This is a genomic window from Phyllobacterium calauticae (assembly GCF_019991125.1).
Taxonomy (GTDB): domain Bacteria; phylum Pseudomonadota; class Alphaproteobacteria; order Rhizobiales; family Rhizobiaceae; genus Phyllobacterium; species Phyllobacterium calauticae.
Genome location: NZ_JAGENB010000008.1, coordinates 92,472 through 119,069, shown reverse-complemented (window position 1 = coordinate 119,069; position 26,598 = coordinate 92,472). Strand labels below are relative to the sequence as shown.

Below are 26,598 nucleotides of genomic sequence, written 5' to 3'. Positions count from 1 at the left end.
ATAACAGGTGACCGCTTCGGTTACAGGCATCATGCCGCTCTGTTAGGTCGGTTCTGATCCGACATGTCCCCATCACATGTATCTTTTATAGGGGCTTTTTCTATGGCCAGCATTCTTACCAACGCGTCAGCAATGACCGCGCTTCAGACACTTACTGCAACCGGCAAAAACCTTGCCACCACTCAGAACCGCATTGCAACGGGCCTGAAGATTTCCGAAGCTTCCGACAACGCCGCTTACTGGTCGATTGCCACGACAATGCGTTCGGACAATGGTGCCAACTCGGTTATCCAGGACGCTCTCGGTCTCGGCAGCTCCAAGATCGATACTGCCTATTCCGCAATGAACAAGGCCATTGATTCGGTAAACACCATCAAGAACCTGGTTCTGGCTTCCAAGAATGCCAGCGCTGAAGACCGCGCCAAGAACCAGCTGCTGATCAACTCGGCTATCGGCGCCCTGAAGGAAAACGCAGGCGCTTCCTACGCTGGTTCCAACCTGCTCACCACCGACCAGGCTGTCGACGCTGCTCCTGCAACGGCAAACTTCAGCACGATCGCTTCCTACAGCCGCAGCTCGACCGGCGTCGTAACGACCGGCTCGATCGACGTTGCGCTTGCCAATACCCGTCTTATCGACACGGGCGGCACCGCTGCAACGAAGACCGGCATTCTCGACAAGCAGTTTGCTGTTACCAACGCAGCAGCCGCACCTGTCACAACGCAGACTTCGATCCTGACGATCGACGTTTCGGCTGCAGGCGTCGACAACACGGCGATTGACGGCATGCTGACCGGTATCGAAGCTGCTGCCAAGGGCCTGGCTTCCGGTGCTTCGCAGCTCGGTGCTGCCAAGACCCGCATCGACAGCCAGAAGTCGTTCATCAGCGCGCTTTCGGATGCCGTTGATCGTGGTATCGGCACGCTGGTCGATGCTGACATGAACAAGGAATCGGCTCGTCTGTCGGCTCTGCAGGTTCAGCAGCAGCTCGGCGTTCAGGCGCTGTCGATTGCCAATGCAAGCAACCAGACCATCCAGCAGCTGTTCCGCTAAGGATGGCGATCCCTCGGGATCGGTACTGAATTGGGCCACGCCTCGTGCGTGGCCTTTTTCTTTTCCACTTCGCAGCACGCTCTAACTTCGCGCAAGCTTCGGCCTCTATGGTCGGACGACGCAAGCGTGGTGGGCATCGATGGAAAAGAATATCAGACAGTCTCTGGAGCAGTTTCTGGGTGCCATGAAAAAGCTTGGCGCGCGGCGGCTCATCGGGCTCGCCCTCGTCGGCGTCACCCTGTTCGCCACCATTCTTGTCTCCAGCATTTATCTCAACCGCCCGCAATATGAGACGCTGTATGTCGGCCTCAGCCGCGACGACGTCAACCGCATGGGCATGGCCCTCGGCGAAGCGGGCATAGCGTTCGATGTGAAGGCCGACGGCACGTCCGTGCTCGTCCCGTTCGGCAAGGCGGACCAGGCCCGCATGTATCTGGCCGAAAAGGGCCTGCCGACCAGCAACAATGCCGGTTACGAGCTCTTCGACAATATGGGCTCGCTGGGCCTTACCTCGTTCATGCAGGAAATCACCCGGGTGCGTGCACTCGAAGGCGAAATTTCCCGGACAATCCAGGCGATCCGCGGCATCAAGGCCGCCCGCGTGCATATTGTTCTGCCGGAAAAGGGCAGTTTCCGCCGCGGCGATCAGGCACCCTCCGCTTCCGTGGTGATCCGCACCGAGGGCGGGTTTTCGATGGAGTCGGCGCAGTCGATCCGCCAGCTTGTCGCGGCTGCCGTGCCGCAGCTGACTGCCTCCGAAGTCACCGTGCTCGATACGAACGGGCGGCTCCTGGCATCCAAGGATGATGGCTCGAATGCCGGTGCCGTCATGTCGGCGACGCTGGAACAGAATGTTTCGGCCTCGGTCGATGACAACATCCGCAAGGCGCTGGCGCCCTATCTCGGCATCGGCCATTTCCAGACAAGCGTCCAGGTGGCGCTCGACACGGACAAGCGCCAGACCAACGAAACCGTGTTCGATCCGGAATCAAAGGTTGAGCGGTCCGTGCGTGTCGTGCGCGAAAGCGGCGATTCGAAGAACTCGAAGAGCGACAACGCGACCGGTGTGGAACAGAACATCCCGCAGGAAGAAATCCAGAGCAAGAACGGCGACAGCTCGACCGAAAAGACCGACAAGCGCGAAGAGCTGACCAATTACGAGGTCAATTCCAAGACGATCTCGACGGTCAGCGACAGCTATCAGATCAAGCGCCTGTCGATCGCCGTCGTCATCGACCAGGCGCGGTTGCTGGCAACCGCAGGCGTCACACCGGTTCCGGACAAATTCGTCGAACAGCAGATCGCCAAGATCACCCAACTTGTGGCAACCGCGGCCGGCCTCGACCAGAAGCGTGGGGACGTCATCAACGTGACCGCGCTGAACTTCATGGAAGCAACCGACGATCAGCTGCAGCCGGCCGCCACGCCGCTGTCGGAAACGATGTCACGGCAGGCGGGCAGCTTCGTCAATGCCGCTGCACTGATCGTCGCCGTGGGTCTGATCCTGTGGTTCGGCGTTCGCCCGCTGATGCGCGAAATGACCAAGCCGCAGGATGCGCTGCAGCTGGCCGCCGGTACGGACGTGGCTGTTCCCGATTTCACCGCCGCATCGCGGCCGCAGCCGGCGCTGGCCGCCAATGCCGACCAGAGCCTGCCCTATGACGACCTGAGCGAGCTGCGGCGGCGCATGCGCGTTCCCGCGCAGAACCGGCTGGAACAGATGATCGATATGGATGAAGAGCGCGTGGCGGCGATCCTGAAGCAATGGGTTCACGAGGCAGCTTGATATGGCCCGATCGATTGCCAACATGCTCACAGACTTCACGCCGAAACATGTGCCCGACGACCGGGTGACGGTTTTTGCCGCCGCGACGCGTGAGCGCGTTGAAACACTGGTGGACGATGCGGTTCCCGAAGATGTTGTCGATCTCATCGATATCGAGCTGAAGATCAAGGAAACCTTCGAACTCGGCCGCGCCGAGGGGCAGGCGGAGGCCTCCGTGCTCTTCGATGCGGAAAAACTGCGGCTGGAGCGGGATTTTCAGGAACAGCTGGCGGCGGCGGAAGCGGATTTCATGGATCGGATCGGAACCCGCCTGTACGAACAGGTGGAAGCGGGGCTGGCGGTCATATCGGCGGGACTGTCGAGCAGTCTTGCAACCGTTCTTTCCCCTTTGGTTGAAAAGAATCTGCGTGACCGCGCTGTTACCGGCTTTGTCGGGGAAATCGAGCGGCTGACACAGGGCCTGGAGGGCGTGATGATCGACATTTCCGGGCCGCCGCACCTCATCGATGCTTTGCGCAATCGCCCGGGGATTGACCTCATGCGCTTCACGTTCATCCGGTCCGATCAGCCGGAGCTGTCGATGAAACTCGACGACGTGGTTGTCGAAACGCGGCTTGGTCACCTGATTGATGCGGTGAAGGATACGATCCGATGAATATCGACCCGGAAACCCGCCGCGAAATCGTCATTGTCCGGCGCGGCCGCAATGACGGCGAAGACAGCCACCATGGCGGGGTCTGGAAGATCGCCTATGCGGATTTCATGACCGCGATGATGGCCTTCTTCCTGGTCATGTGGCTCATCAATGCCGCCAATGAGGAAACCAAGGCGGCCGTTGCCAGCTATTTCAATCCGGTCAAGCTGATGGATCGGCAGGCGCGGCCAAAGGGCATCGAAGCCACGGACAATCAGGAAGGCAAGGTTCGCTTCGAACGCCCCAATTCGACCGATGCGGAAACCAAGAGCGCGCGCAACGAAAAGGAACTGCAAGCCAAGCCGGAGACGGAAGAGCGGCAGATGTTCAAGGACCCCTATGCGGTGCTTGCGGAAATCGCCACGGATTCCGGCGTGTTGCAGAACCGGTCAGCCAAGGGTGACGGCGGGTCCAACAATGCCGGCCCATCCACGGGCGCGCAGGGCGGTGACGCCTATCGCGATCCGTTCAATCCCAACTATTGGTCGACCCATGTGGAGGATGATCTCTTTCCGCTGACCGACAGTCCCGCCGTGCCGCCGCCCTCGCAGGAGCAGCTGGAAAAGCGGGCTGCGGGCGTGGAAGACAAGGCCGGTGCGCAGGCGCAGACGGCCGATGCAAAGCCAGTGGATACGGCCAATGCCGCCCAGCAGGCGAACCAGCAGAAGCTGGAAAAGACCGCGGCCAAGCCCGCCGACGCCAGCATAACCGTCGATCCGGCGAAGGGCGACAAGCAGCCGGATTCGGCGCAGCTTGCTTCGGCGCGCGAGCTTGCCTCGGAAATTTCGAAGAAGACCGGCACCGCCGCCGATGAAAAGGCGCCTGACATCACCGTGGTGCCCACCGACGAGGGTGTCTTGATCCAGCTGACCGACAAGGTCGACTACGGCATGTTCGCCATCGGATCGGCAAAGCCGGACAAGCGGGTGGTGCAGGTTCTCGAGCAGATCGCCAAGATCATCGCGACGCGCAAGGGCGACGTCATCATCAGCGGCCACACCGACGCACGCCCCTTCAAGAGCGACACCTATGATAACTGGCGGTTGTCATCGGCGCGCGCGCACATGGCCTATTACATGCTGACGCGCGGCGGCCTCGATGCCAAGCGCATCCTGCGCGTGGAAGGCTATGCCGACCGCGATCCCAAGGTGCCGGCCGATCCCTACGCGGCTCAGAACCGGCGTATCGACATCTTTTTGAAAACGGCCAAGAGATGATGTGGGGCTCCCGTCTGCGATGGCTGCTGATCGGTTTTGTGAGCCTGCCTCTTGGCATGGCCCGGGCCGACATGCTGTCGCCGGAACCCTATCTGCTGGTGCGCTCCATGCGGATGCTGCAGGATCAGGTGGCCTCCGGCAAGCCGGAAGCCCTGCCCATGCTCAACCGGGTGCTGGGCCATATTGCTGCGCAGCTCCAGGCGGCCAATCCGGATGTCTGGCAAAAGCCGGCCAACGCCTACGCCATTCTCATCTATCTCCTGAATGGCGGCAATCCGCAGGTCGTGCGCACCATCCTCACCACGACGAAACTGGATGGCATCAGTCCCAAGCTGGTCGCCGGTTCGCTGGCCTATGCGGATGGCAACCCGCTTGGCATTGTTGAAAACTTCAGCGAGGAGCTGCCGCCGGATGTGCCGAGCGAACTGATCGCTTCCATCTCGCTGGTGACCGCAGCACAGCTCGCCGCCATCGATGTACCGACAGCTTTGAAGCGCCTGGATTACATCCGCTTGACGGCGCCGGGAACCCTGCTGGAAGAGGCTGCCCTTCGGCGCGGCCTGATGATGGCCGCCAATCTGGGCGACAAGGACAAGGTCAGGCTGCTGGCCCGCAATTATCTGCAGCGCTTTGCCCTTTCACCCTATTCGGAGGACTTCTTCCGCCAGCTGGTCGATGCGGTCATGGTCCTCAAGACCAAGATCAGCAATGACGAGATCGAGGAAATGGCGTCGCTGGCCTGGACCGGTGCCCGCATGCCCTTTTACCTGCGCATAGCCCGCGGTGCGATCGTCGGCGGCGACATGCAGCGCGCCCGCTTCATGTCGGAAAAAGCCGAAGCGCTGGCCCAGTCGCTCAAGGCGGATGACACGCAGGCACGGCTCTATCTCGGGATCAGCAATGTCGGCACGGAGAAGACCGACGATGCGATGAAAATGCTCTTGGAATTGCCGCGCGACCGCCTGCATGAACGCGACGTCAAACTGCTGGAAGCAGCGGCGGCGATGGGGGGTAAAATCCTCGAGCAGCCATCCGCGGATGTTGCGGAAACACCGCAGCGATCCGTTGTGAGAGCCGGTGCCGCACCAACGGACGCCAGGGCAAAGACCGGTGCACCCAAACCGGCCATCGCGGTTGATCCGATGATCGATGAAACACGCAAGAAGCTTGACGCAATCGATGCGCTTCTAGGGAAGGCCAGGAAATGACCATCGGACCGGATATGCCGCTCAGATCACTCAAGGACGCCATTGTCGGGGAGACAGGCAAGGGAAACCGCCTGCCCGACAGGAAAGCGGCCAAGGGCAAGGACGACGCGGTTGACTTCAAGTCCATGCTGGAGGCAAAGCCGCTGCGCCTGCCGTCCGAGGCGGGCGATGGGATCGCGCCGGATGACGTTGCCGCGATGGATGACGAACCGGAGGTTGAAGCGGACGACGAGCAGGCAAGCACGGGCCCGTCCGCGCAGGCCATGTTCGGCCAGTCCATCCTCGCCCTGGAACAGCTGTTTGACCGGCAGGCATCGGCCGGTGGCGGTCAGCCCGGACGTGAGAACAAACCGCTGCGGGCACTGGACGCCAATGCCCTGACCGACGGGGAAACGGCGCTCGATACCGGCGAAAATGGTCAGGACGAACCGCCTGCGCCTGCGTCTCTGGCTGACAGGAAATCCACTGCGGATGGGGCTGACAAGCCGGCTGTAAAAGCCGCTGCCAATCCTGATACCAAGGCTCAGCCGGACAAGGCCGATGGCCCGCAGCCGCAGCCTGCCGAAGCAGCGGCGGCCGATGCGCCCAAGGCCCGCGTCAGTGCAAAGCAGGCTCCCGAACAGGCGCCGCCGCCCGCCGTCAGCACCCCGGCTCCGGTTGCCCAGCCGGCCCCCGCCGCCGATCCGCGCGTCACCCTGACAACGCTTGCCGAGGCGGCGCCAGCAGCGCCGCAGAGCCGCCCCACCATCGCGGATGTCCAGATCATCTCGGATCACAGCACCAGTGCGGTACGAACGCTGGTGATCCAGTTGCAGCCGGTCGAACTCGGTACGGTCACGGCCCGCCTGCGTCTGACCGGCGAAGGCATGCATATCCAGCTCATGGCGGAAAGCAGGGCGGCAGCCGAGCACCTCGCGCGCGACCACGAAGCCCTTGGCAAGGCCCTGCAGCGCGCCGGCGTTGCCGATGACGCATCCGCCGTCACCATTTCCGTGATCGATCGCAGTGGAGCCGTGGCAAGCACGCAACCGGGCCAGCAGGCCATGACCGGCCAGGACCAGCCGGCCGGGAGCCGGGGACAGGCCAACACCGGCTCGCAGGGAACGCAGGGCGACCGCTCGTCCGGGCAGCAGCATTTTGGAGACAGCAGACCCGATGAAAGCGATGACAAGACTGCCAAAACCATGGCTGATCGCACTGTGTCTCGCGGTCTGGTCGTGTAGCAGTCTGCTGACCGCGCACGCTGCGCATGCCGACGATCTCTGCGAGCGCGAAATGCACCGGGCGTCGAGCAAATACGACATCCCGATCGGCATTCTCTATGCCGTTGGATTGACCGAAACCGGGCGCAAGGACTCGCTGCAGCCCTACGCCATGAACATCGAAGGCAAAGCGGTTTTCATGCCGTCAGCCGCGGCCGCCGTGATGAAGTTCAACGAAGCGCATGGCCAGGGTGCCAAGCTCATCGACCTCGGATGCATGCAGATCAATCACTATTTCCATGCCAGCGCCTTTCCCTCCGTGGGGGCAATGCTGGACCCGGCAACCAACGTCGATTACGCCGCGCGCTTTCTCAAACAGCTCCGGGCACGCGAAGGCAACTGGACCATGGCGGTGGCACGCTACCATGCGGGTCCCAACAACAATCCGGCACAGAAGCAGTATGTGTGCCGGGTCATGGAAAACATGGTGGCTTCGGGCTTCGGAAACTGGACGCAAAAGGCGCGAATGTTCTGCGATAAGTGAGGGCGTTAATGATCGGTAATAAAACGTGAATTTGTTGACGCGGTCATCTTTCGTTAAGGTATGACCGGTAGACATTCAGCCATGCGAGTCGCATCGCGTTTCCCTCCCGTTTCCCCTTCGGACTCCCCATTTCAGACTCCCAATTAATTGCGGTCAATTAGTTGGGGATTGTCGGCGAGTCATCGACCCCGCTAGGTGTGTGTTGTGTGGGGTTTTTACTGATTCGGAAGGTGGGGCCGTGATTGTAGTCGTCGACGAACGAAGTCTGGTGACGAGTGGGTATTCGGCGTGGTTTGCCCGCGAGGGCATTACAACAACAGGGTTCGCTCCCGATGATTTCGGTGACTGGGTTTCGACCGTCCAGCAGAGCGACATTATGGCGGTTGAAGCGTTTCTGATAGGGGAATGTGCGAACCGCAGCCAGTTTCCCCACAAGATTCGTGAGCGCTGCTCGGCGCCGGTCATTGCGGTCAACGAAACGCAGTCGCTCGAACACACGCTTGAACTCTTCCAGGCCGGTGTTGACGATGTGGTCCGCAAGCCAATGCATGTGCGGGAAATTCTCGCCCGCATCAACGCGATCCGCCGGCGCTACGGCAACGGCGATACGGGCACGCAGGTCGGTCCGATCCGCGTCTTTTCCGACGGCCGTGATCCGCAGGTCAACGGGGTCGAGTTTTCGCTGCCGCGGCGCGAACGCCGTATCCTGGAATATCTGATCGCCAACCGCGGGCGGCGCCTGAACAAGGCGCAGATATTCAGCGCGATCTACGGCATTTTCGACAGTGAGGTCGAGGAAAGCGTGGTCGAGAGCCACATCAGCAAGCTGCGCAAGAAACTGCGCGAGCAGCTGGGCCACGATCCGATCGATTCCAAGCGGTTCCTCGGTTACTGCATCAATCTCGATTGAGCCTCCACCGCTCCGCCGCCGGCGGGGCGTTCAGCAAGTTCTCGAAACATTCAAGGCGTCAGGTTCACGCAAGCATCGTCAGGTTACGATTCGCAACGGAATCATCGCGCAAGGAGACGGAAATGAGCCTCTATGGAATGATGCGGACGGGTGTATCGGGCATGAACGCCCAGGCAAATCGCCTGTCGACCGTGTCCGACAACATCGCCAATTCCAGCACCACCGGTTACAAGCGCGCCAGCACCCAGTTTGCCTCGCTGGTTCTGCCAAGCTCGGGCGGCTCCTACAATTCCGGCGGCGTCGAAACGGTTGTGCGTCACCATATTTCCGACGATGGTTCGCTGCGCTTCACCACCTCGTCGACAGACCTTGCGCTCAAGGGCAACGGGTTCTTCGTGGTCAATGACAGCAGCGGCACGCCATACCTGACACGCGCCGGTTCGTTCGTGCCGGATGCGCAGGGCAATCTGGTCAATGCGGCCGGCTACTATCTCATGGGCAATCCGATCGTGAACGGCCAGACCAATTCGGTCATCAACGGCTACCAGGGGCTCGAGAAGATCAACGTCAAGCAGAACGATCTTGTCGCCGATCCAAGCCGCAAGGGTACGTTCACGGCCAACCTGCCGGCGGGTTCCGCCGTTGTCGCTGCCGCCGACCTTCCGTCCAATGCGGCCGCCAATACCGCCGGGACGGCAAAATACACCGCCAAGACATCGCTTCAGAGTTTTGACAATCTCGGCAATCTGGTTGTTCTCGATGTTTACTTCACCAAGACGGGTGAAGATCCGGTCACCAAGAACGCCACGTGGGAGGCCACGGTTTACAACAAGGCCGATGCGGCGGCCAGCGGCGGCTTCCCCTATTCAAAGGCGCCCCTGGCCAGCGAAACCTTCAATTTCGATGGCGCAACCGGCAAGATGACGTCGGCCGACAAATCCCTTTCGGTGCAGATTCCCAACGGCCAGATGCTCGAGATCGACATGTCGGCCACCAAGCAGCTGGCAGGCGATTATACGCCGATCGAGGCGAAGATCGACGGCAGCACCCCGAGCCCGATCGAGAACGTCGATATCGCGGCAGACGGCACCGTCGTTGCCCGCTACAAGAACGGCGCGCAGCGCGCCATCTACCAGATCGCGCTGGCTGACGTTCCCAGCCCTGACAATCTGCTTGTCCTGTCCGGCAATGTGTATGCGACCAGCGCCAATTCCGGCGATGTGCAGTTCGGCCGGCCCGGCAAGGGCAGCTTCGGAACGCTGACATCCGGCGCGCTGGAAGAATCGAACGCGGATATCGCGCAGGAACTGACTGAGATGATTGAGGCGCAGAGAAGCTACACGGCCAATTCCAAGGTCTTCCAGACCGGTGCGGATTTGATGGACGTGCTGGTCAATCTGAAGAGGTAGCATCCCAAATGTTGATTGGACCTAAGGCATGTCACTAAGCTCGGCGCTCCTTACCGCTCAGAGTGCTCTGACGACGACGTCGAAACAGACAGCGTTGGTATCCCGCAATCTTGCGGGTGCCAACGATCCCAATTTTACGCGCCGCATCGGCTCCGTCGTCAGCGGCCCCAACGGATCGACCTATCTGTCGGTCAGCCGCTCGGCCGACGATGCGCTCCTGTCCAAATATATCGAGACGAACAGCCAGTACGGCTCGTCCTCGACGCTGAAGAGCGGCCTTGACAGGCTTTCCGGCATTTACTCCGCCAACAACGCATCCGGTTCGCCGAGCGCTCTTCTGGGCGACCTGCGCGATTCCCTGCAGCTTTATGCATCGCAGCCGGGCAACAACTCCGTCGGTGAAGCGGCGGTGTCCAAGGCCGTCAACTTGGCCAATGCCCTGAACAAGGGAACAAGCGACATCCAGACGCTGCGCCAGGATGCCGACAACGACATCAAGGATTCCGTCAGCAATCTGAACGCGCTGCTGGCAAAGTTCGAAACAATCAACAACCGGGTGGTCAACGGAACCCGCTCGGGCGCCGATGTGTCGGATTTCCTCGATCAGCGCGATGGCCTGCTCAAGGAAATTTCCGGTGAGATCGGCATCACGACGATGGTGCGCGGCGACAATGATGTCGTGATTTTCGCAGAGTCCGGGGTCACCCTGTTCGAAGGCTCGCCCCGCAAGGTCAGCTTCACGCCGACCGCTGCATTTGCGGCGGGAACCACCGGCAACCAAGTCTATGTGGACGGCGTGCCGCTGTCGCACGATACGTTCCAGCAGCCCTACGGGACGGGACGGCTGAGCGGCCTGCTGCAGCTGCGCGACCAGACCGCGCCTGCCTACCAGAACCAGCTCGACGAGATCGCGCGCAGTCTTGTCAGCATGTTTGCCGAAAAAGACCAGAAGACACCGCCGACCCTGCCGGACGTTCCGGGACTTTTCACCTATTCCGGCGCGCCGGCCATGCCTGCGGACGGAACGATATCGCCCGGCCTCGCCGGGACCATCAAGGTCTCCTCGGCCTATATCCAGTCGCAAGGCGGCAGCCCGACGCTCCTGCGTGACGGCGGCACCAATCCGGCCAATCCGGACTATGTGCAGAACACTTCGGGATCGGCTGGCTTTTCATCCCGCCTGCAGGGGCTGATCGGCGCCATCAATGCGCCGCGCAGCTACGATGCGAATGCCGGCATCACCGGCCAGAAGAACCTCCTGGACTATTCCGCCGCCTCGATCAGTTCGCTTGAAACCAAGCGCAAGGCTGCCACGGAGACCAATACCTACAACGGCGTACTGGCATCGCGGGCCGAAGACGCGATCTCCAATGCGTCGGGTGTGAACATCGATGTCGAGATGCAGTCGATGCTGCAGCTTGAACACTCCTATCAGGCGTCGGCCCGGATTCTCTCCGCCGTGGATGCCATGTTGAACGAACTCCTGAACGCGGTGAAATAGCGATGAAAACCCAATCGATTTCATCTTACATGCTGGCCAATTCCACCCGGAATATCCTGGCCAAGGCGCAGGCCGACCTGATCAAGGCAAAGGAAGAGTCGACCACCGGATTCGTGTCCGACACCGGTCTCGCACTCGGCAGCCGGACGGGCCAGTCCATCTCCCTGCGCAAGGAGTTCGACCGGTTGACGGTTCTGACCGAAACCAACAACCTGATCGGCCAGCGCATGACGACATCGCAGAATGCGCTTGGCAATATGGTCAAGGGCGCGACGGATTTTCTCGGCACCGTGACGGCGCTGCGCGGTTCGTCCGACGGTCATTCGGTTGCCCTGGACAAGGCGAAAAGCGGTCTGCAGACCATGACCGGCCTCGCCAACACCAACTACAATGGCGAGTATGTCTTTGCCGGCGTGAACACGGACGTGCAGCCGATGGACGACTACTACGCCGCCGGCAGTCCGGCGCGCGCAGCCATCCAGACAGCTTTCCAGACGCAGTTCGGCTTTCCCATGACCGATCCGCAGGTGAAGAACATCACCGCCGATCAGATGAAGACCTTCCTCGACACCACGATGACCGCCCAGTTCAGCGCCGGCTCGTGGTCCAGCAACTGGTCGTCCGCGTCAGACACCGTCGTCAAAAGCCGGATCGCGCCGACGGAGCTGGCCGAGACTTCGGTCAGTGCCAACAATGCCGGGTTCCGGCAGATGGCGTTGAGCTACACCATGGTTGCCGAACTGAGCAATATCGGCTTGAACCAGGGCGCTTTCGATGCGGTCATGGACAAGGCGATCTCCACGACAACCCAGGCCGTCACCTCGCTGACCGGCGCACAGGCGTTTCTGGGTGATGCCCAGGCGCGGACCAAGGATGCGACGGATCGCCTGACCGTGCAGATCAAGGTGCTCAACAGCTCCGTTCTCGATCTGGAGGCCGTCGATCCCTATGAGGCGGCGAACCGCGTGCATGCACTCTCCACGCAGATCGAGGCTTCCTACGCCCTGACCGTCAAGCTGCAGAGCCTGAGCCTGCTCAACTACCTGAAATAGCTGTAGCGGGCGCGGTTGCCGTGCCCGTCTGCGCCGATACCGGAAAGACATATGTACCAGGCCCGATACAACGACATCATGGATGACGGCGCTGCCAGCGCCAAGGAGCGCGAACGCTCGCTGTTCGACCAGTCGATCATGATGCTGGAGGAAGCGCGCGACGAGGGCGCCTATTCCTTCAAGGGCATCGAAGCCGTGCATTTCACCTCGCGCCTGTGGGTGATCGTGATCGAAGATCTCGGCAGCCCGGAAAACGGCCTGCCGCCGCAATTGCGGGCATCGCTGATCTCGATCGGCATCTATATCCTCAAGGAGCTTGAAGAGATCCGCCAGGGCCGGTCGACCGACTATGACGGCATTATCGAGATCACCAGAACCATTCGGGACGGGATCTGAACACCATGAAAATCACCCTGCGCGCCGGCGAGAAAGTCTATATCAACGGTGCTATCCTTTGCGCAGACCGCAAGGTTTCCCTCGAGTTTCTCAACGATGTGACGTTCCTGCTCGAGAGCCACGTCCTGCAGGCGGACGAGACGACGACACCGCTGCGCCAGCTCTATTACGCCGCACAGATCATGCTGATCAATCCGCTGATCAGGCATGAAGCCAGCGTCACCTTCAAGCGCATGCTGGCAAACCTGCTGGCCACCTTCGAAAATCCGCTGATGCTCAAGGAGCTGAAGCTGATCGACGAGATCGTCTGCAACGATCGGGTGTTCGAGGCGCTCAAGGCCATACGGCTGCTCTATCCGCTGGAGGCGCAAATCCTCTCCGGCGAGCTTGAAACCATTCATCCCACCCATTCGGATCAACCAAACCGGCCGGAGGCAATCGCATGACCACCACATCTTCCGTAGGATCGTCGACCGGCACCACTCCGGATACGTCCAAGACCGGCGGACCGAGCGTCGACTATCAGTCCTTCCTGAAGCTGCTCGTCGCGCAGATGAAGAACCAGGACCCGACGCAGCCGATGGACGGCACGCAATACGTTGCGCAGCTCGCCCAGTTCTCCAATGTCGAGCAGGCGACGCTGATGAACAAGAAACTCGACCAGATTCTTGCCAGCGCCTCGCTTTCCCAGGCGGATGGCATTATCGGCAAGACCGTCACCAGCGCCGACGGCAAGGTCACCGGCGTGGTGGAATCGGTCAAGATCTACAGCGACGGCATGATCGCCACGCTCAAGGGCGGGGCCACACTGCCGATCACCGCCGGCATCGTCGTCAGTTGACAGCCCGCCGCCGACCATGAATGAGGCCGATGCGCTCGACATCGTCAACCAGGCGATCTGGACGGTGATTGTCGCCGCCGGCCCGGCCGTCGGCGCCGCCATGCTGGCGGGCGTCATCATTGCCCTGTTTCAGGCCCTGACCCAAATCCAGGAAGTCACGCTGACCTTCGTGCCGAAGATCATCGTCATTCTCGCTGTGCTTGCGCTGACCGCCCCCTTCGTCGGCTCGCAGATCAACACGCTGACCCTGCTCACCTATTCGCGGATCGAAAAGGGCTTTTGAGCCTTTGGTGCGTGGTGTGGTGACGCAAGAGGCATAGGTATTTTCACCCCCCTCTGTCCTGCCGGACATCTCCCCCACAAGGGGGGAGATCACATTGGCATGAACGTTTTCGCGCTATTCTCAATGTTGAAGATTGGCTGAAACAATCCTGACAGCTGATCTCCCCCCTTGTGGGGGAGATGGGCGGCAGCCCAGAGGGGGGTAAAGCGTGATTTGGATGAAACTTATCCACGTTCTCCCAACCCGCATTATTCTCATCCCTGTCCTTTCCGGCGGGAATGCTTCCGGAAACTTTCGAAAGTCGGGAAAGGACCGGCGCTTCGGCCTCGCAGGGAAGAAAACCTGTGCGGCCGGAGAGGGAGCGTTCAATGATGCCGCATTGAGCGAAACCGGTTGCCGGGGCGGGTGGTCCCCAGGATCGCAAGCATAGCATACCAGAATACCCAAGACCCGCGTTCCAAGGGACCGCCCGTCTTTCCCACCTTTCAACAGCCAGACGCGAAAGCGGGCGTGGCAACCGGTCAGCGTGGCCGCTTTGGCTTCGCGTAAGCTTCGCTCCCTATGCTTGCTGTGATCATAGGAGAATGCTGTGCAACAGGCTGCCGTAAAGAAACTGGGCGACAAGGGCTATCTGACCGGCAGCGATGTCGGGCTGGCGCTTGGCATCGTCATCATTCTGACCGTGCTCTTTCTGCCCGTCTCGCCGATGGTGCTCGATATCGGCCTGGCCTTTTCCATTGCGCTCTCGGTTCTCATTCTCATGGTGTCCCTGTGGATCCAGCGCCCGCTCGATTTCTCGGCATTCCCGACGGTCCTGCTGATTGCCACCATGATGCGCCTGTCGCTCAACATCGCGACAACCCGCGTCATCCTCACCCACGGCGATGAAGGCTATGCCGCCGCCGGGCAGGTGATCCACGGTTTCTCCCAGTTCGTCATGGGCGGCGACTTCGTCATCGGCCTCGTGGTCTTTGCCATCCTGATCATCGTCAATTTTCTCGTCATCACCAAGGGCGCCACGCGCATCGCGGAAGTCGGCGCACGGTTCACGCTCGATGCCATTCCCGGCAAGCAGATGGCAATCGATGCGGATCTTTCCTCCGGCCTGATCGACGAAAAGGAAGCGCAGCACCGCCGCCGCGAGCTGGAAGAGGAAAGCGCCTTTTTCGGTTCGATGGACGGTGCATCGAAATTCGTGCGCGGCGATGCCATCGCCGGCCTGATCATCACCGCCGTCAATATTTTCGGCGGCATCATCATCGGCGTCACCCGCCACGGCATGGAAGTCAGCCAAGCGGCCGACGTCTTCACCAAGCTTTCCGTCGGTGACGGTCTGGTCACGCAGATTCCGGCGCTGATCGTCTCGCTGGCCGCAGGCCTGCTGGTGTCCAAGGGCGGCACGCGCGGTTCCACCGACAAGGCCGTCTTCGGCCAGCTCGGGGCCTATCCCAAGGCTCTGTTCGTTGCCGCGCTGCTGCTGTTCGTGCTGGGTGTCCTGCCGGGTCTGCCTTCCTTTCCCTTCTTCGTTCTCGCCTTTGGTCTCGTCGCCATCGGCATTGCCGTTCCGCGCAAGATCGCTCGGGCGGCGGCGGCGGCCGTGGCCGAACAGAACCAGAGGAAGAAAGAGGCGGAGGACGAGGATCGCAATTCCGTCCGCGCCTCGCTCGAAACGGCGCAGATCGAGCTGTGCCTCGGCAAGCAGCTGTCGACCCGCCTGATGGCCTCGCAGCTGGAACTGGCGCACCGCGTCAACAAGATGCGCAAGAAGTTCGCCACCGAATACGGCTTCGTGGTGCCCGAGATCAAGGTCACGGATGACTTCCTCATCCCGCCGAAGGTGTACCGCATCAAGATCCACGGCACCGTTGTGGTCTCGCAGGAGCTGCGCGTCGGTGAAATCCTGGTCATCCCGGGCGACCGGCCCATTCCCGAAATTCCCGGCGAAGAGGTGCGGGAACCGGCCTTCGGCATGAAGGCCTATTCGGTGCCGGAAACCTTTGCCGCCGATCTTAAGCGCGACAACTACATGACCGTCGACAATCTCTCGGTGCTGCTGACGCACCTGAGCGAGATCGTCCGCAACAACCTGGCGCAGCTCCTGTCTTACAAGGACATGCGCGCGCTGCTCGACCGGCTCGGCCCGGAATACCGCAAGCTGCTTGACGATATCTGCCCCGTGCACCTGTCCTATTCCGGCCTGCAGGCCGTGCTCAAGCTGCTGCTGTCGGAGCGCGTGTCGATCCGCAATCTCAACCTGATCCTGGAAGCCATCGCGGAAGTCGCGCCGCATATCCGCCGTGCGGAAATGATCGTCGAGCATGTGCGCATGCGCATGTCGCAGCAGATCTGCGGCGATCTGGCGGATAATGGCGTGCTCAGCGTGCTGCGCCTCGGCAACCGCTGGGACATGGTGTTCCACCAGAGCCTCAAGCGCGATGCCAAGGGCGAAATCGTCGAGTTCGACATCGATCCGCGCCTGCTCGAACAGTTCGGCACCGAAGCCAGCACCGCGATCCGCAAGCATCTGGACGCGGGCGAGCGCTTCGTGCTCGTCGCGTCGCCGGAAGCGCGCCCCTACATCCGCATGATCATCGAGCGGCTGTTCGCCACGCTGTCCGTGCTGTCCCATGTGGAGATTGCCCGTGGCGTCGAAGTGCGTTCGCTCGGCACGATCTCGTGAGGCCTTGATCGATGCTGCAAAACCTGGCGCTCAGCGACATGGTGATCGCCGCCTTTCTGGTGTTCGCCCGCGTCGGCTCGTGCCTTCTGATCATGCCGGGCATTTCCAGTCCGCGCATTCCCATGCAGATAAGGCTGTTTCTCGCCCTGACCTGTTCGCTGATGGTGGTGCCGCTGGTGTTCAAGCAGATGGCGCCCGTGGCCAATGCCGCGCCGCTGGTGCTGATGCGCATCATCCTTATCGAAGCCGTCGTGGGCGCGCTGATCGGTATCCTGGCGCGCATGTATTTCTGGGCCCTGCAGTTCATGGCCAACACCATCGCCATGGCGACGGGCTATTCCGGCGCGCCGGGGGCGGGCATCGAATCGGAGGAGCCGCAGGCCGCCATCGCCACCATCGTCACCTTGTCGGCACTGCTCATGTTCTTCGTGATGGATCTGCATCTCGAGGTGCTGCGCGCCCTGCTTTCATCCTATTCGGCCATTCCGGTGGATGGGGTATTCCAGCCCGCGACTGCCATGGTCAACCTCACCGATACGCTGTCCAAGGCCTTCTTCAGCACCATCCGCATCGCCGCGCCGTTCATTGTCTTCGCCATTGTGGTGAATATTGCGGTCGGGCTGATCAACAAGCTGACACCGACCATTCCCGTCTACTTCATCTCCATGCCGTTCGTTCTCGCCGGAGGCTTGATGCTTCTCTATTTCAGCATGCCGGATCTCCTGCGCTTCTTCACCAGCGAGGCCGGCACTTACCTACGGAACTTCTGACATGAGCATCAGGCCGGGTTCGCGCCAATCCCTGCGCGGAATGATCAAACTGCAGCGGCTGACCAAGGCCCGGCACGAGATGGCGCTGGCGCGCCTGAATGCGCAGTCCTCGGCCATCGCGGAAGAGAATACGGCACTGTTCAGGATGCAGAACGACCGCTTCGAGAACGGCGCGGGGATCGTCCCGCCCGATCTCGTCATGAAACGGCTGGAAACCAACAAGGCGAAGCAGGCGGGCCTGTCCGAACAGATGGTGCGGGAAAAGCGCGATCTTTTGGCGGTGTCGCGCACCATCGATATTCTGTGCGACCGCCTGCGCCAGCTGGAACAGGCGATGGAACGGGCTGCTGCTGCCGAGGAAATCGAGGAATATGTCATCCATACAATCGTTGGCGGCACAAGCCTCCCGTAAGTTTGGCGCGGTAAGGTACGAAGCATGAAACACGATGGGACAGTGACCGATGGCCATTAATCCACCTTCCGATCTGGTGCTGGATGTTGCCAATGCAGCCGATCCGGCAACCCTGCAGGCGTCGGTCGAGAAGTTTCGCAGCCTTGCCGCGGCGCGTGTCGAAGCCCAGACACGGCTGTCGCGCGAGACATTCGCGTCCATCCAGCAGGCCGGGACACCAACGGTTTCCATCGGCAGCACCAGCGCGCCGGGCGCACCGAACCCCGCCTACAAGAAATTCGAGTCGTTCATGCTGCAGTCCTTTGTCGAATCCATGTTCACCGGCGACAACCAGGCCGTGTTCGGCAAGGGCATTGCCGGTGATTACTGGAAATCGATGATGGCGGAGGCGGTGGCCAAGCAGATGGCCGATGCCGGTGGCATCGGCGTGGCGCGGATGCTGGAACAGCAAAGCGCCAACAAGGCGAAAAGCGCGGCGGCGAGCGCCGCGCCTGCGGTCTCCGGCGATCAGACCCCGGACCCGAATGTCATTTTGTACCAGATCGAACGGCAACTCATTCACAAGCAATTGAAGACGACGAAACCTCTTGACGCGATCAAACGGGGCTGATGCCGGCAAGATTGGAGGAAATGAATATGGATATAGTCAACGATAATGAAGAGAACGGCACCGTGATCGAACACGCTCCCCTTGTACCTGAGGTCGAACCGGCGCTTGAGCCTGTGCTCTTTGCCATCAAGCGCCTCGAAGAGGTCGTCGAGCGCGAAACCAAACTGCTGCTCGATGGCGAGACCATCGATCTTGCCGAAATCAACTCGCACAAGAGCCGTGGCCTGCGCGATTTCAACAAGGCGATGAACAAGGCCGCGAAAACTGCCGGCGTACCGGCGCTGAAATCGCTGCAGCCGGTGCTGGATGCCTTGAAGCAGAAGCTGGACCGCAATTGTGATGCCATCAAGCTGCATCTGCGTGCCGTGACCGAGCTGACCGGCCTCATCCGGGATGCGCTGGAAACGCAGGAAGCCGACGGCACCTATACCGCCCAGCAGATGAGGAACGGGCAAGGCGCATGATCCGTATTGTCCTGATCGGCCTCTGGATCTGCGGCGTGGCGCTGGGATCGCTGTATTTTGCCGTGTGGCAGAATTCGGCGACGGCAGCTGTGTCGTCGCAGAGCAAGGATGTGCTCGATTTCGGCAAGACCGACAGTTTCAGTGTCCCGATCATTCTGGACGGGGCAGTGGAAGGCTATATCGTGGTGCAGCTCGGCTACACGCTCGACAGCCGCGTCAAGGCCTCCGTCACCGTGCCTGTTGCGCCGTTCATCAATGATGAAATCTTCCGCCAGTTCTATGGCCGCTTTTCCGACGTGAAAGACGTACAGAAGGTTGAATTTGCCAGCGTCAAGCAATCGGTCATCGACGGGGTCAACGCGAAATTCCCCGAACCGCTGGTGCGCGATCTTCTGGTCGAACAGTTCAACTACATCACCGCCAAGGAAATCCGCGACCAGAACACCAAGGGCCTGCAGCGGCAGGCACCCGCGGCACCCTGATCCACCTCACAGGGAATAGTATTTTCCGGCAAGCGCGCTGAGGACCGCTTCGCTCAGCGGTGTCACATTCGCATCCTCGATGAAGCGCACGCCGAAGTCGCCGTCCCGGTGCCAGACAATCTCGGTCATCAGCGCCCCGCGATGCTGGTCGTCGAACAGCCAGAAGCGGTTGGGAATGGTGCAGGGCCCCACGGTGCGGATGCGGGCGCCGCCGCCGGCAATGTTGTGAAAGTGGCACTCGGTCAGAAACTGGCCTTCAAGCGTTGCAAGCTTTCCTGAGCGCAGGCGTGTCCGCTTGCGTTCTTCAATACGCTTTTCCGTCTTGTGGCCGGATTCGGTTGGTGGCATCGATGGCTGGTCCAGCAAGGATTGATGGTCCGGCGCGAGTACGTATCCGGGATACATATTTCAAGCCGGTGGTTGTCCCTGATGGTCATAGTCTCAAACCATTGCAAAACCGTTATACCAAGTTGGCAAATGCGTGTGATGCGGACAGGCGCCTTGTCCCGGCGGGCAGGGCGCCTGTCCTTGATCGAGCCGGTGTCAGCGGCGCGGCAGAAGCTTCTGGACCTCGTCGGCCGCGTTGTTCAGGGCTTCCTGCGGTGCGGCCGACTGTTCGACGACCCGCGAGAGGTTGTCGACGATGGTCTGGGTCACCTTGACGCCATTGGTGCCGGGGAAGGCATACCAGGGGATCATGCGGTTCATCTGGTTGAGACCGGCCTGGAACAGCGGGTTCTGCTTGTAGAAATCGGCGAGATAGTCCGGCGACTTTGCTGCAAGTTCGTTGTTCGGCACATAGCCGGTGCCGGGAACCACCACGGAAGCGCCGTAGGGACCGGCGGCGAACTTGGCGAATTTCCATGCGGCCTGCTGCTTGGCGGTATCCTTGGTCAGGATGACGACGGCATTGCCGCCCGTGGGCAGATGACCCTTTTCCGGATTGAGCAGCGGCAGCGGGCCGGTGCGCAGGTCGAACTTCGTGCCGACATTCTTGATCGTGTTGCGCAGCGCGCCCGTGGTCTGGAAGGCAAAGCCCACCTTGCCGGCAACGAAGGCCTGTTCACCCGCCTGCTTGGTCAGGACAGGCATGCCGCCCTCCTTGACCAGACGGCTGACGAGGTTGAAGGCGGCGATGCCTTCCGGGCCGTTGAAGGCGACTTTCCTTTCATCCGGCGAAAGCATGGTGCCGCCGGCGCCGAACAGCAGGGCGGAGAACATCCAGTCATCGCCCTGCCAGCGGAAGTCGATGCCTTCATTGCCGTTGCCGAGCGCCTTGACCTTGGCACCCAGGGCAATGACCTCGTCCCAGGTCTTCGGCGGCTGGTCGGGATTGCCGCCCGCCTGCCGGATCAGGTCGGCATTGTAGTACATGATCGGGTTGGAGGTGGCGAAGGCAAGGCCGACCTGCTGGTCGCCGACCTTCGCGAGGCGAAGGATGTTGTCGCTGAAGCCCTGGGCCGCCATATCAGGCTCCTTGGCGATCAGCGGCTTCATGTCGACATTGACGCCGCGCTCGGCAATCATGCGCAGGCGGTTGAGGCCGATGAAGGTGATATCGGGCATTTCGGCGGTTCCCGCCTGCCGCAGGATCGTCTGGATGCCTTCCTCATAGGTGGCCGAGGGGCTGACGAAGCTGATCTTGATATCGGGGTTTTCCTCCATGAACTTCTTGGAGATGACATCCATCACATCCTTGAAGAAGCCGGGCATCGGGTAATGCACGTTCAGGGTGGTCTCCGCGAAAGCGGGAACACTGAACGCGGTGGCGATCGCGGCTGCCGCAATCGTCTTTCGGAAGAAGCTCATTGTTATCTCCTGGTCTTGGGAACGGTCAGCCTTTGAGGCCGGTGAGGGTGATGCCTTCGATGAAACGCCGCTGCGCCAGCAGGAAGGCTGCAACGAGCGGCAGGGTGATGATGAGGGTTGCGGCCATCAGCGCGCCGTAGTCGTCGCCGGCTTCGGCGGCGCGGAAGAACAGGAGGCCCAAAGGCGGTGTCGCCCGTTCGCTGCCGGTGATGACGATGAGCGGCCAGAACAGGTCGTTCCAGTGCGCCACCACGGAGAAGATCGCAAAGGCGGTGACGGCCGGCCAGGCATTGGGAACGATCACCCGGTTGACGATGGCAAGCTCCGACATGCCGTCCAGCCGGGCAGCCGAGATCAGGTCGTCCGGCATGGCGCGGAAAAACTGCAGGAACAGGAAGATGCCGAAGACCGAGATGAAAAATGGTGCGGACAGGGCAAAATAGCTGTTGAGCATGCCGGCCTTGTTCAGGGCGACGTAGATGGGCAGGGCAGTGGCATGAATGGGGATGAGCAGCCCGAGCATGACAAGCGTCATCATCGTGCGGGCGGCACGGAATTTCAGCTTGGCCATGGCATAGGCGCAGGGAATGGCGATGACCACCTGGAAGAAGAAGATCAGGCCGCAGACCACAAGCCCGTTCCACAGGAGCTGGCCCATCGGCACCCGGGTGAGCGCCTTGGCAAGGTTTTCCCACAGCGCCCAATGCTGCGGCAAAAGGGTGAGAGAGGAGGAAAAGATTTCCTCGCGGGATTTCGCCGCCGTGGAAATCATCCAGATATAGGGCGCCAGGAAGACGAGCGCACCGGCGGACAGGACGCCGAGGCGCAGGTTGCGCATGGAGAAGAGGGCGGTGTTTTTCATGTGTAGTGCACCCGTCTGTCGAGAACCCGGTATTGGACGAGCATCAGCACGATGAGGAAAGCGAGGAAGATGACGGTCATGGCCGAGGCGTAGCCGACGCGCAGATAGACGAAGCCCTCCTGATAGATGGTCCACAGAAGCACTTCCGAAGCCTTGTTCGGGCCGCCCTCGGTCAGCGTCTTGACCGTCTCGAACACCTTGACCGCATTGATCACGCTGATCGTGGCGACGAACAGGGTGGTCGGTCCGAGCATCGGCCAGGTGACAAGCCGGAAGCGCTCCCAGCTGCCCTTGGCGCCATCCACTTCCGCCGCGGCATAAAGTTCGCGCGGGATGGCGGTCAGGCCCGCGAGAAACAGCACCATGTTGAAACCGACCGACTGCCAGATGCCGATGATCGCCAAGCTGATCAGCACCGTGCTGCTGCTGCCGAGCCAGTTGGGACCGGCAATGCCAAGCATGGACAGCATGGCGTTGACCGGGCCGATGGTCGGGTGCAGCAGGTACTGGAACACCGTGGCCATGGCCACCAGCAGCGATGCGACGGGCAGGAAGTACACGGTGCGGAAGAAGGCGCGGCCGCGCGTCTCGCTCTCGATGAGGAGGGCGACGCCAAGGCCGATGAACACGGAAAAGGGCGTGACGATGGCCGTATAGACGGCGGTGTTCTTCAGCGAGATGAGGAACGTCCGGTCGGCGAAGAGCTCGATGTAATTGTCGAGGCCGATGAACTGGAAGTCATCATAGCCGAGCTCATAATTGGTCAGGCTGAAGACAAAGACGGCGAGTGTCGGCAGCAATATCAGGACGATGATGAGCAGGATTGCCGGTGCGGCCAGCTGCCAGGCCACGCGCTCTTCGCGTTTGGCGGCGCGGATGGCTGCCTGCCGGGCGGTGGTCCGGGCGGCGGGAAGAAGATTGGGTATCGCGGTCTCATGCATCGACGGCAACCCTTGCCGTTGCCCGCAGCGGCACACGCAGCCCGTCCTGCCCGAAGACGAGGCAGGCATCCCTGTCGATCTCGAGCGTGATCGGCGATCCCATACCCAGATGGGTAACGTCGGCCGGGGCGGCCTTGATGACAATGCCGTCCCCGGCGCCATCGGCCTGCGTTGTCACCAGCACTTCCGAGCCGAGGAACTCCAGCCGGGTGACGGTGGCGGCAATGCCCTTGGTGCCCTGCGGCCTCAGCCTGATGCGCTCCGGCCGGATTGCGAGCTGGACCGGGGTGCCGACCGGACCGGTGATGCCGTCGACCACGGCCTTGCCGCTGAAGAACACCGTGCCATTGTCCGCGGTCACGGCATCGATGATGTTGATGCGCGGGCTGCCGACGAATTTTGCCACCTCGACATGGCGCGGATCGTCATAGATCTCGGCGGGCGAGGCGAACTGCAAGACCTTGCCGCCCATCATCACGGCGACCCGGTCAGCCATGCTGAGGGCCTCGGACTGGTCATGCGTGACGTAAATGGTCGGCACGCCGGTGCGCCGGTGCAGGTCGACGATTTCAGCGCGGGTATGCACGCGCAGATTGGCATCGAGATTGGAAAGCGGCTCGTCCATCAGGAACACGCCGGGCTGGCGTACCAATGCCCGGGCGAGGGCCACCCGCTGACGCTGGCCGCCGGACATCTGTCCCGGCTTGCGGTCAAGCAGGTGATCGATCTTGAGGCTGGTCGCCGTGGCGAGCACCTGCTGTTTGATTGCCGCCTGCGCGGCGCTTCTGCCCGCGATGAAGCGGCCAAGCAACGGCATGCGCTGCAGGGTGGAAAGCGTGCGCATGGCCAGCGGCACGGCAATGTTCTGCTCGGCGGTCAGGTGCGGATAGAGCGCATAGGACTGGAACACCATCGCCACATTGCGGTCGGCCGGGTGCTCCGCCGTGATTTCGCGGTCGCCCATCCAGATGCTGCCGGCATCGCCATGGTCAAGACCGGCGGCAATGCGCAGCAAGGTGCTCTTGCCGCAGCCCGATGGCCCGACGAGCGCTATGAACTCGCCGTCTTCCGCTTCGATGCTGACATCGTTCAGGATGCTGTTCGTGCCGTAGGATTTCGAGATGTTCCTGAGGGCGAACGCGCTCATACGGCTGTCTCCGGTGCCTGCGCGATGCGTGCACGCGGATAGACCTCCTCGACGACGTCATCGAGGATGAAGCGCGAGAGGCTGCCGATCTCGACGATGTCTGTTTCAACCGTGTCGGTCAGCGTATGGATCGCTGCGCCGACAATGCGCTGGCCGGGCATGTCCCGCTCCATGTCCCCGACGACGAACGACGAAGCCGGGGCCCAGACGAGACTGGTGTCGTTGTGCATGCCCTGCCAGGCGCGGTGCAGGTGCCCGCTGGCATGCAGGGCCACATCATATTCCCCGATCAGGTCGAGCAGCCGTTTGCGTGGCGCAGGGCGAACGCTCCAGTAACCGGTTTCGCCTTCGTCGGCCGCGTCGACAAACAAGGGCTTGTGCGCGAAGAGGGCGATGCGGCGGGTCTCCGCTTCGGCAAGCGCGTCCTCGAGCCAATCGAACTGCTCTTCCTCTTCGAGGCTGTCATTGCCGAGGATCAGGCTGTTGAGACCGACCAGCCGCCAGCCGTCCATGTCGTGAATCCAGCGGTCCGGTCCGACCATTTCGCGCCAGCGGTCGATGCGCGTGGCGTTGACCGGCTGCGGGCTGCCGGGCATGTGGCCGATGTCGTGGTTGCCCGGCAGGCTCAGGACCTTGACGGGAAGCGCGTTCAGCAATCCGGCGGAGAAGGCCAGGTCATCCTCGATATCCGCGCCGTCGATGGACAGATCGCCCGTGTGCACCACCAGGTCCGGTTTCTGCTCGGCGACCCATTGGGCCAGGGGTGACCAGTTGGCGTTGAAATGGGCCTTGGAAGGGCTGAGGTGAGTGTCGGTGATCTGGATGATCCGCACAGGATATCTCTCTTCAAAATCGAACAATGGGGGCGCATGTGGTGCTGGGGGAAAGCCGTTTTCGACCCGACCCGGCGCGGGGTCTTCTTAGGCTTGGTCTGTGACAGCTGCGTTTCAAGCCAATGACAATTCGATGAACGTCATCGCATCGCTGCGCGCATGTGATTAAAAATAGACGTCTATTCGCTTTAAATCAGACGGTAAATGATTTAGGAGTGGACGCATGAGTGATTCCCCGCCTGAAAAGCATGGCCTGATCGAAAGACGCGTCGGGCCGCACGTCGCAACCGCCCTGTCGGATACGCGGGTCGTGCTGATCGCCGGTCCGCGCCAGGCGGGCAAGACGACGCTGGCCCGCCAGTTCGCGGGTGCCGACAGGCCGTATCTGACATTGGACGATGCCGCGACCCTGCAGGCGGCCCGTACCGATCCGGTCGGCTTCATCCGCGGGCTGAAACGGGCCGTCATCGACGAGGTGCAGCGCGCGCCGGAACTGATGCTGGCGATCAAGGAGAGCGTCGATACGGATCAGGAGCCGGGACGCTTCCTGCTGACGGGATCGGCCAATCTCGCCACGGTTCCGGCCATCGCCGATTCCCTCGCGGGACGCATGGCGGTCATCCCGCTGCTGCCGTTTGCACAATGCGAACTGGCGGGAACGCCGGGCAATTTTCTCGACCGGCTGTTTGCCGGGGACGATCTGCAGCTGGCAGCCCGGCCGGTCACCGGACAGGCCCTGAGCGATATCGTGCTGCGCGGCGGCTACCCCGAGGTCGTGCGCCGGTCGTCGCCAGCGCGCCGCAAGGCCTGGCTGGAAGACTACGTTGCCCTCATTCTCGACCGCGACGTGCGGGACATCGCCAATATCGATCAGCTGGACCGCCTGCCGCGGCTTCTCGATGTGCTGGCCGAACATGCGGGCCAACTGACCAACCATTCCAGTTTCGGTGCGGCGCTCGGCCTTTCCAGCGTGACGGCGCAGAAATATGTCGCCATTCTCGAACGCCTGTTCCTGGTGCGCACCTTGCCGCCCTGGTCCACCAACCGCCTGACCCGGCTGATCAAGACGCCCAAGCTGCATTTTCTCGATACCGGTCTGCTCGGCGCCCTGCGCGACACCGATGCCGACGATGTGCTGAGCGACCGCACGCGGTTCGGCGCCATCCTGGAAAGCTTTGTCGTATCGGAAATCTTCAAGCTGGCGGCGTGGTCGGAGCGCCGCCTGACCTTTTCGCATTACCGCACCAAGGATCAGGACGAGGTCGATCTGGTCATCGAGGACAGGCGCGGCCGGGTCATCGGCATCGAGGTCAAGGCAGCGGCCACCGTGCGCCAGCAGGATCTGCGCGGGCTGCGCCAGCTGCAGGAGGCGGTCGGCGACCGCTTCGTCCATGGCATCGTGCTGCACGATCACGACCGGATAACGCCCTTCGGTGAAAAGCTGCATGCAATGCCGCTGTCCAGCCTGTGGTTGAGTTAAGTCAGCGCAGGA

At 61.5% G+C, this 26,598-nt stretch carries 28 protein-coding genes; 22 read left to right on the top strand and 6 right to left on the bottom strand.

What is annotated here, in order from left to right:
* The first annotated feature begins 102 nt into the window (after positions 1 to 102).
* From J1W56_RS22210 to J1W56_RS22110, 21 genes are all read left to right on the top strand, one after another.
* Entirely contained in the window at positions 103 to 1,053 is a 951-nt protein-coding gene (locus tag J1W56_RS22210) for a flagellin N-terminal helical domain-containing protein (RefSeq protein ID WP_223615471.1), read from the top strand.
* 139 nt (positions 1,054 to 1,192) lie between these two features.
* On the top strand, positions 1,193 to 2,839 hold the full coding sequence (gene fliF / locus J1W56_RS22205; RefSeq protein WP_223615470.1) for a flagellar basal-body MS-ring/collar protein FliF: 1,647 nt from the start codon (positions 1,193 to 1,195) through the stop codon (positions 2,837 to 2,839).
* A gap of 1 nt (position 2,840) precedes the next feature.
* Positions 2,841 to 3,494: a hypothetical protein gene (locus J1W56_RS22200; protein ID WP_223615469.1), complete on the top strand. Its 654-nt coding sequence runs from the start codon at positions 2,841 to 2,843 to the stop codon at positions 3,492 to 3,494.
* The gene (locus J1W56_RS22195; protein ID WP_223615468.1) at positions 3,491 to 4,750 is read left to right on the top strand and encodes a MotB family protein; all 1,260 of its coding nucleotides are present in this window, start codon (positions 3,491 to 3,493) and stop codon (positions 4,748 to 4,750) included. Before J1W56_RS22200 ends, J1W56_RS22195 begins: the two co-directional genes overlap by 4 nt.
* Before the next feature lie 38 nt (positions 4,751 to 4,788).
* Positions 4,789 to 5,958, top strand: a complete 1,170-nt coding sequence (locus tag J1W56_RS22190; protein WP_223615467.1) for a chemotaxis protein MotC — start codon at positions 4,789 to 4,791, stop codon at positions 5,956 to 5,958.
* Complete coding sequence (gene fliK / locus J1W56_RS22185) at positions 5,955 to 7,181, top strand: flagellar hook-length control protein FliK (RefSeq protein WP_223615466.1); 1,227 nt, start codon at positions 5,955 to 5,957, stop codon at positions 7,179 to 7,181. The genes J1W56_RS22190 and fliK overlap by 4 nt, the downstream gene beginning before the upstream one ends.
* Positions 7,114 to 7,704: a transglycosylase SLT domain-containing protein gene (locus J1W56_RS22180; RefSeq protein WP_404928677.1), complete on the top strand. Its 591-nt coding sequence runs from the start codon at positions 7,114 to 7,116 to the stop codon at positions 7,702 to 7,704. Before fliK ends, J1W56_RS22180 begins: the two co-directional genes overlap by 68 nt.
* 238 nt (positions 7,705 to 7,942) lie before the next feature.
* Positions 7,943 to 8,614, top strand: a complete 672-nt coding sequence (gene ftcR / locus J1W56_RS22175) for a flagellar transcriptional regulator FtcR (protein WP_105735195.1) — start codon at positions 7,943 to 7,945, stop codon at positions 8,612 to 8,614.
* Between the two features lie 122 nt (positions 8,615 to 8,736).
* A complete protein-coding gene (locus J1W56_RS22170) occupies positions 8,737 to 10,023 on the top strand; it encodes a flagellar hook protein FlgE (protein WP_223615465.1) in 1,287 nt (428 codons plus the stop codon).
* A 28-nt stretch (positions 10,024 to 10,051) separates the two neighbouring features.
* Positions 10,052 to 11,524, top strand: a complete 1,473-nt coding sequence (gene flgK / locus J1W56_RS22165; RefSeq protein ID WP_223615464.1) for a flagellar hook-associated protein FlgK — start codon at positions 10,052 to 10,054, stop codon at positions 11,522 to 11,524.
* A 2-nt stretch (positions 11,525 to 11,526) separates the two neighbouring features.
* On the top strand, positions 11,527 to 12,576 hold the full coding sequence (locus J1W56_RS22160) for a flagellar hook-associated family protein (RefSeq protein ID WP_223615463.1): 1,050 nt from the start codon (positions 11,527 to 11,529) through the stop codon (positions 12,574 to 12,576).
* A 51-nt stretch (positions 12,577 to 12,627) separates the two neighbouring features.
* Positions 12,628 to 12,972, top strand: a complete 345-nt coding sequence (flaF, locus tag J1W56_RS22155) for a flagellar biosynthesis regulator FlaF (protein WP_223615462.1) — start codon at positions 12,628 to 12,630, stop codon at positions 12,970 to 12,972.
* 5 nt (positions 12,973 to 12,977) lie between these two features.
* Positions 12,978 to 13,418 (top strand): flagellar biosynthesis repressor FlbT, encoded by a 441-nt coding sequence (gene flbT, locus J1W56_RS22150; protein ID WP_223615461.1) that lies wholly within the window; start codon positions 12,978 to 12,980, stop codon positions 13,416 to 13,418.
* A complete protein-coding gene (gene flgD, locus J1W56_RS22145) occupies positions 13,415 to 13,813 on the top strand; it encodes a flagellar hook assembly protein FlgD (protein ID WP_223615460.1) in 399 nt (132 codons plus the stop codon). Before flbT ends, flgD begins: the two co-directional genes overlap by 4 nt.
* Before the next feature lie 16 nt (positions 13,814 to 13,829).
* Positions 13,830 to 14,096 carry a flagellar biosynthetic protein FliQ gene (locus J1W56_RS22140; RefSeq protein WP_105735188.1) on the top strand — a complete coding sequence of 89 codons (267 nt, stop codon included), beginning with the start codon at positions 13,830 to 13,832 and terminating at the stop codon, positions 14,094 to 14,096.
* Between the two features lie 589 nt (positions 14,097 to 14,685).
* Positions 14,686 to 16,776, top strand: a complete 2,091-nt coding sequence (gene flhA / locus J1W56_RS22135) for a flagellar biosynthesis protein FlhA (RefSeq protein ID WP_223615459.1) — start codon at positions 14,686 to 14,688, stop codon at positions 16,774 to 16,776.
* A gap of 11 nt (positions 16,777 to 16,787) precedes the next feature.
* The gene (gene fliR, locus J1W56_RS22130) at positions 16,788 to 17,546 is read left to right on the top strand and encodes a flagellar biosynthetic protein FliR (RefSeq protein ID WP_223615458.1); all 759 of its coding nucleotides are present in this window, start codon (positions 16,788 to 16,790) and stop codon (positions 17,544 to 17,546) included.
* A gap of 1 nt (position 17,547) precedes the next feature.
* Positions 17,548 to 17,958: a hypothetical protein gene (locus J1W56_RS22125; RefSeq protein WP_223615457.1), complete on the top strand. Its 411-nt coding sequence runs from the start codon at positions 17,548 to 17,550 to the stop codon at positions 17,956 to 17,958.
* Between the two features lie 49 nt (positions 17,959 to 18,007).
* Complete coding sequence (locus J1W56_RS22120; RefSeq protein ID WP_223615456.1) at positions 18,008 to 18,568, top strand: rod-binding protein; 561 nt, start codon at positions 18,008 to 18,010, stop codon at positions 18,566 to 18,568.
* Between the two features lie 26 nt (positions 18,569 to 18,594).
* Complete coding sequence (locus J1W56_RS22115) at positions 18,595 to 19,032, top strand: flagellar protein FlgN (protein WP_308526412.1); 438 nt, start codon at positions 18,595 to 18,597, stop codon at positions 19,030 to 19,032.
* Positions 19,029 to 19,514 (top strand): hypothetical protein, encoded by a 486-nt coding sequence (locus tag J1W56_RS22110; RefSeq protein WP_223615455.1) that lies wholly within the window; start codon positions 19,029 to 19,031, stop codon positions 19,512 to 19,514. The genes J1W56_RS22115 and J1W56_RS22110 overlap by 4 nt, the downstream gene beginning before the upstream one ends.
* A 6-nt stretch (positions 19,515 to 19,520) precedes the next feature.
* Here the strand turns inward: J1W56_RS22110 and J1W56_RS22105 are convergent, their stop codons facing one another.
* The 6 genes from J1W56_RS22105 to J1W56_RS22080 all read right to left on the bottom strand — a co-directional run bounded on the left by J1W56_RS22105 (position 19,521) and on the right by J1W56_RS22080 (position 25,106).
* A complete protein-coding gene (locus J1W56_RS22105; protein ID WP_223615454.1) occupies positions 19,521 to 19,862 on the bottom strand; it encodes a PilZ domain-containing protein in 342 nt (113 codons plus the stop codon).
* 195 nt (positions 19,863 to 20,057) lie between these two features.
* A complete protein-coding gene (locus J1W56_RS22100; protein ID WP_223615453.1) occupies positions 20,058 to 21,323 on the bottom strand; it encodes an ABC transporter substrate-binding protein in 1,266 nt (421 codons plus the stop codon).
* Between the two features lie 25 nt (positions 21,324 to 21,348).
* Positions 21,349 to 22,185 (bottom strand): carbohydrate ABC transporter permease, encoded by an 837-nt coding sequence (locus tag J1W56_RS22095; protein ID WP_223615452.1) that lies wholly within the window; start codon positions 22,183 to 22,185, stop codon positions 21,349 to 21,351.
* A complete protein-coding gene (locus J1W56_RS22090; RefSeq protein ID WP_223615451.1) occupies positions 22,182 to 23,126 on the bottom strand; it encodes a carbohydrate ABC transporter permease in 945 nt (314 codons plus the stop codon). The genes J1W56_RS22095 and J1W56_RS22090 overlap by 4 nt, the downstream gene beginning before the upstream one ends.
* Complete coding sequence (locus J1W56_RS22085; protein ID WP_223615450.1) at positions 23,119 to 24,273, bottom strand: ABC transporter ATP-binding protein; 1,155 nt, start codon at positions 24,271 to 24,273, stop codon at positions 23,119 to 23,121. Before J1W56_RS22085 ends, J1W56_RS22090 begins: the two co-directional genes overlap by 8 nt.
* Positions 24,270 to 25,106, bottom strand: a complete 837-nt coding sequence (locus J1W56_RS22080) for a metallophosphoesterase family protein (RefSeq protein WP_223615449.1) — start codon at positions 25,104 to 25,106, stop codon at positions 24,270 to 24,272. Before J1W56_RS22080 ends, J1W56_RS22085 begins: the two co-directional genes overlap by 4 nt.
* Before the next feature lie 223 nt (positions 25,107 to 25,329).
* On the opposite strand from J1W56_RS22080, the gene J1W56_RS22075 reads away from it, so the two are divergent.
* Positions 25,330 to 26,586: an ATP-binding protein gene (locus tag J1W56_RS22075; protein ID WP_223615448.1), complete on the top strand. Its 1,257-nt coding sequence runs from the start codon at positions 25,330 to 25,332 to the stop codon at positions 26,584 to 26,586.
* Positions 26,587 to 26,598: the final 12 nt, after the last annotated feature.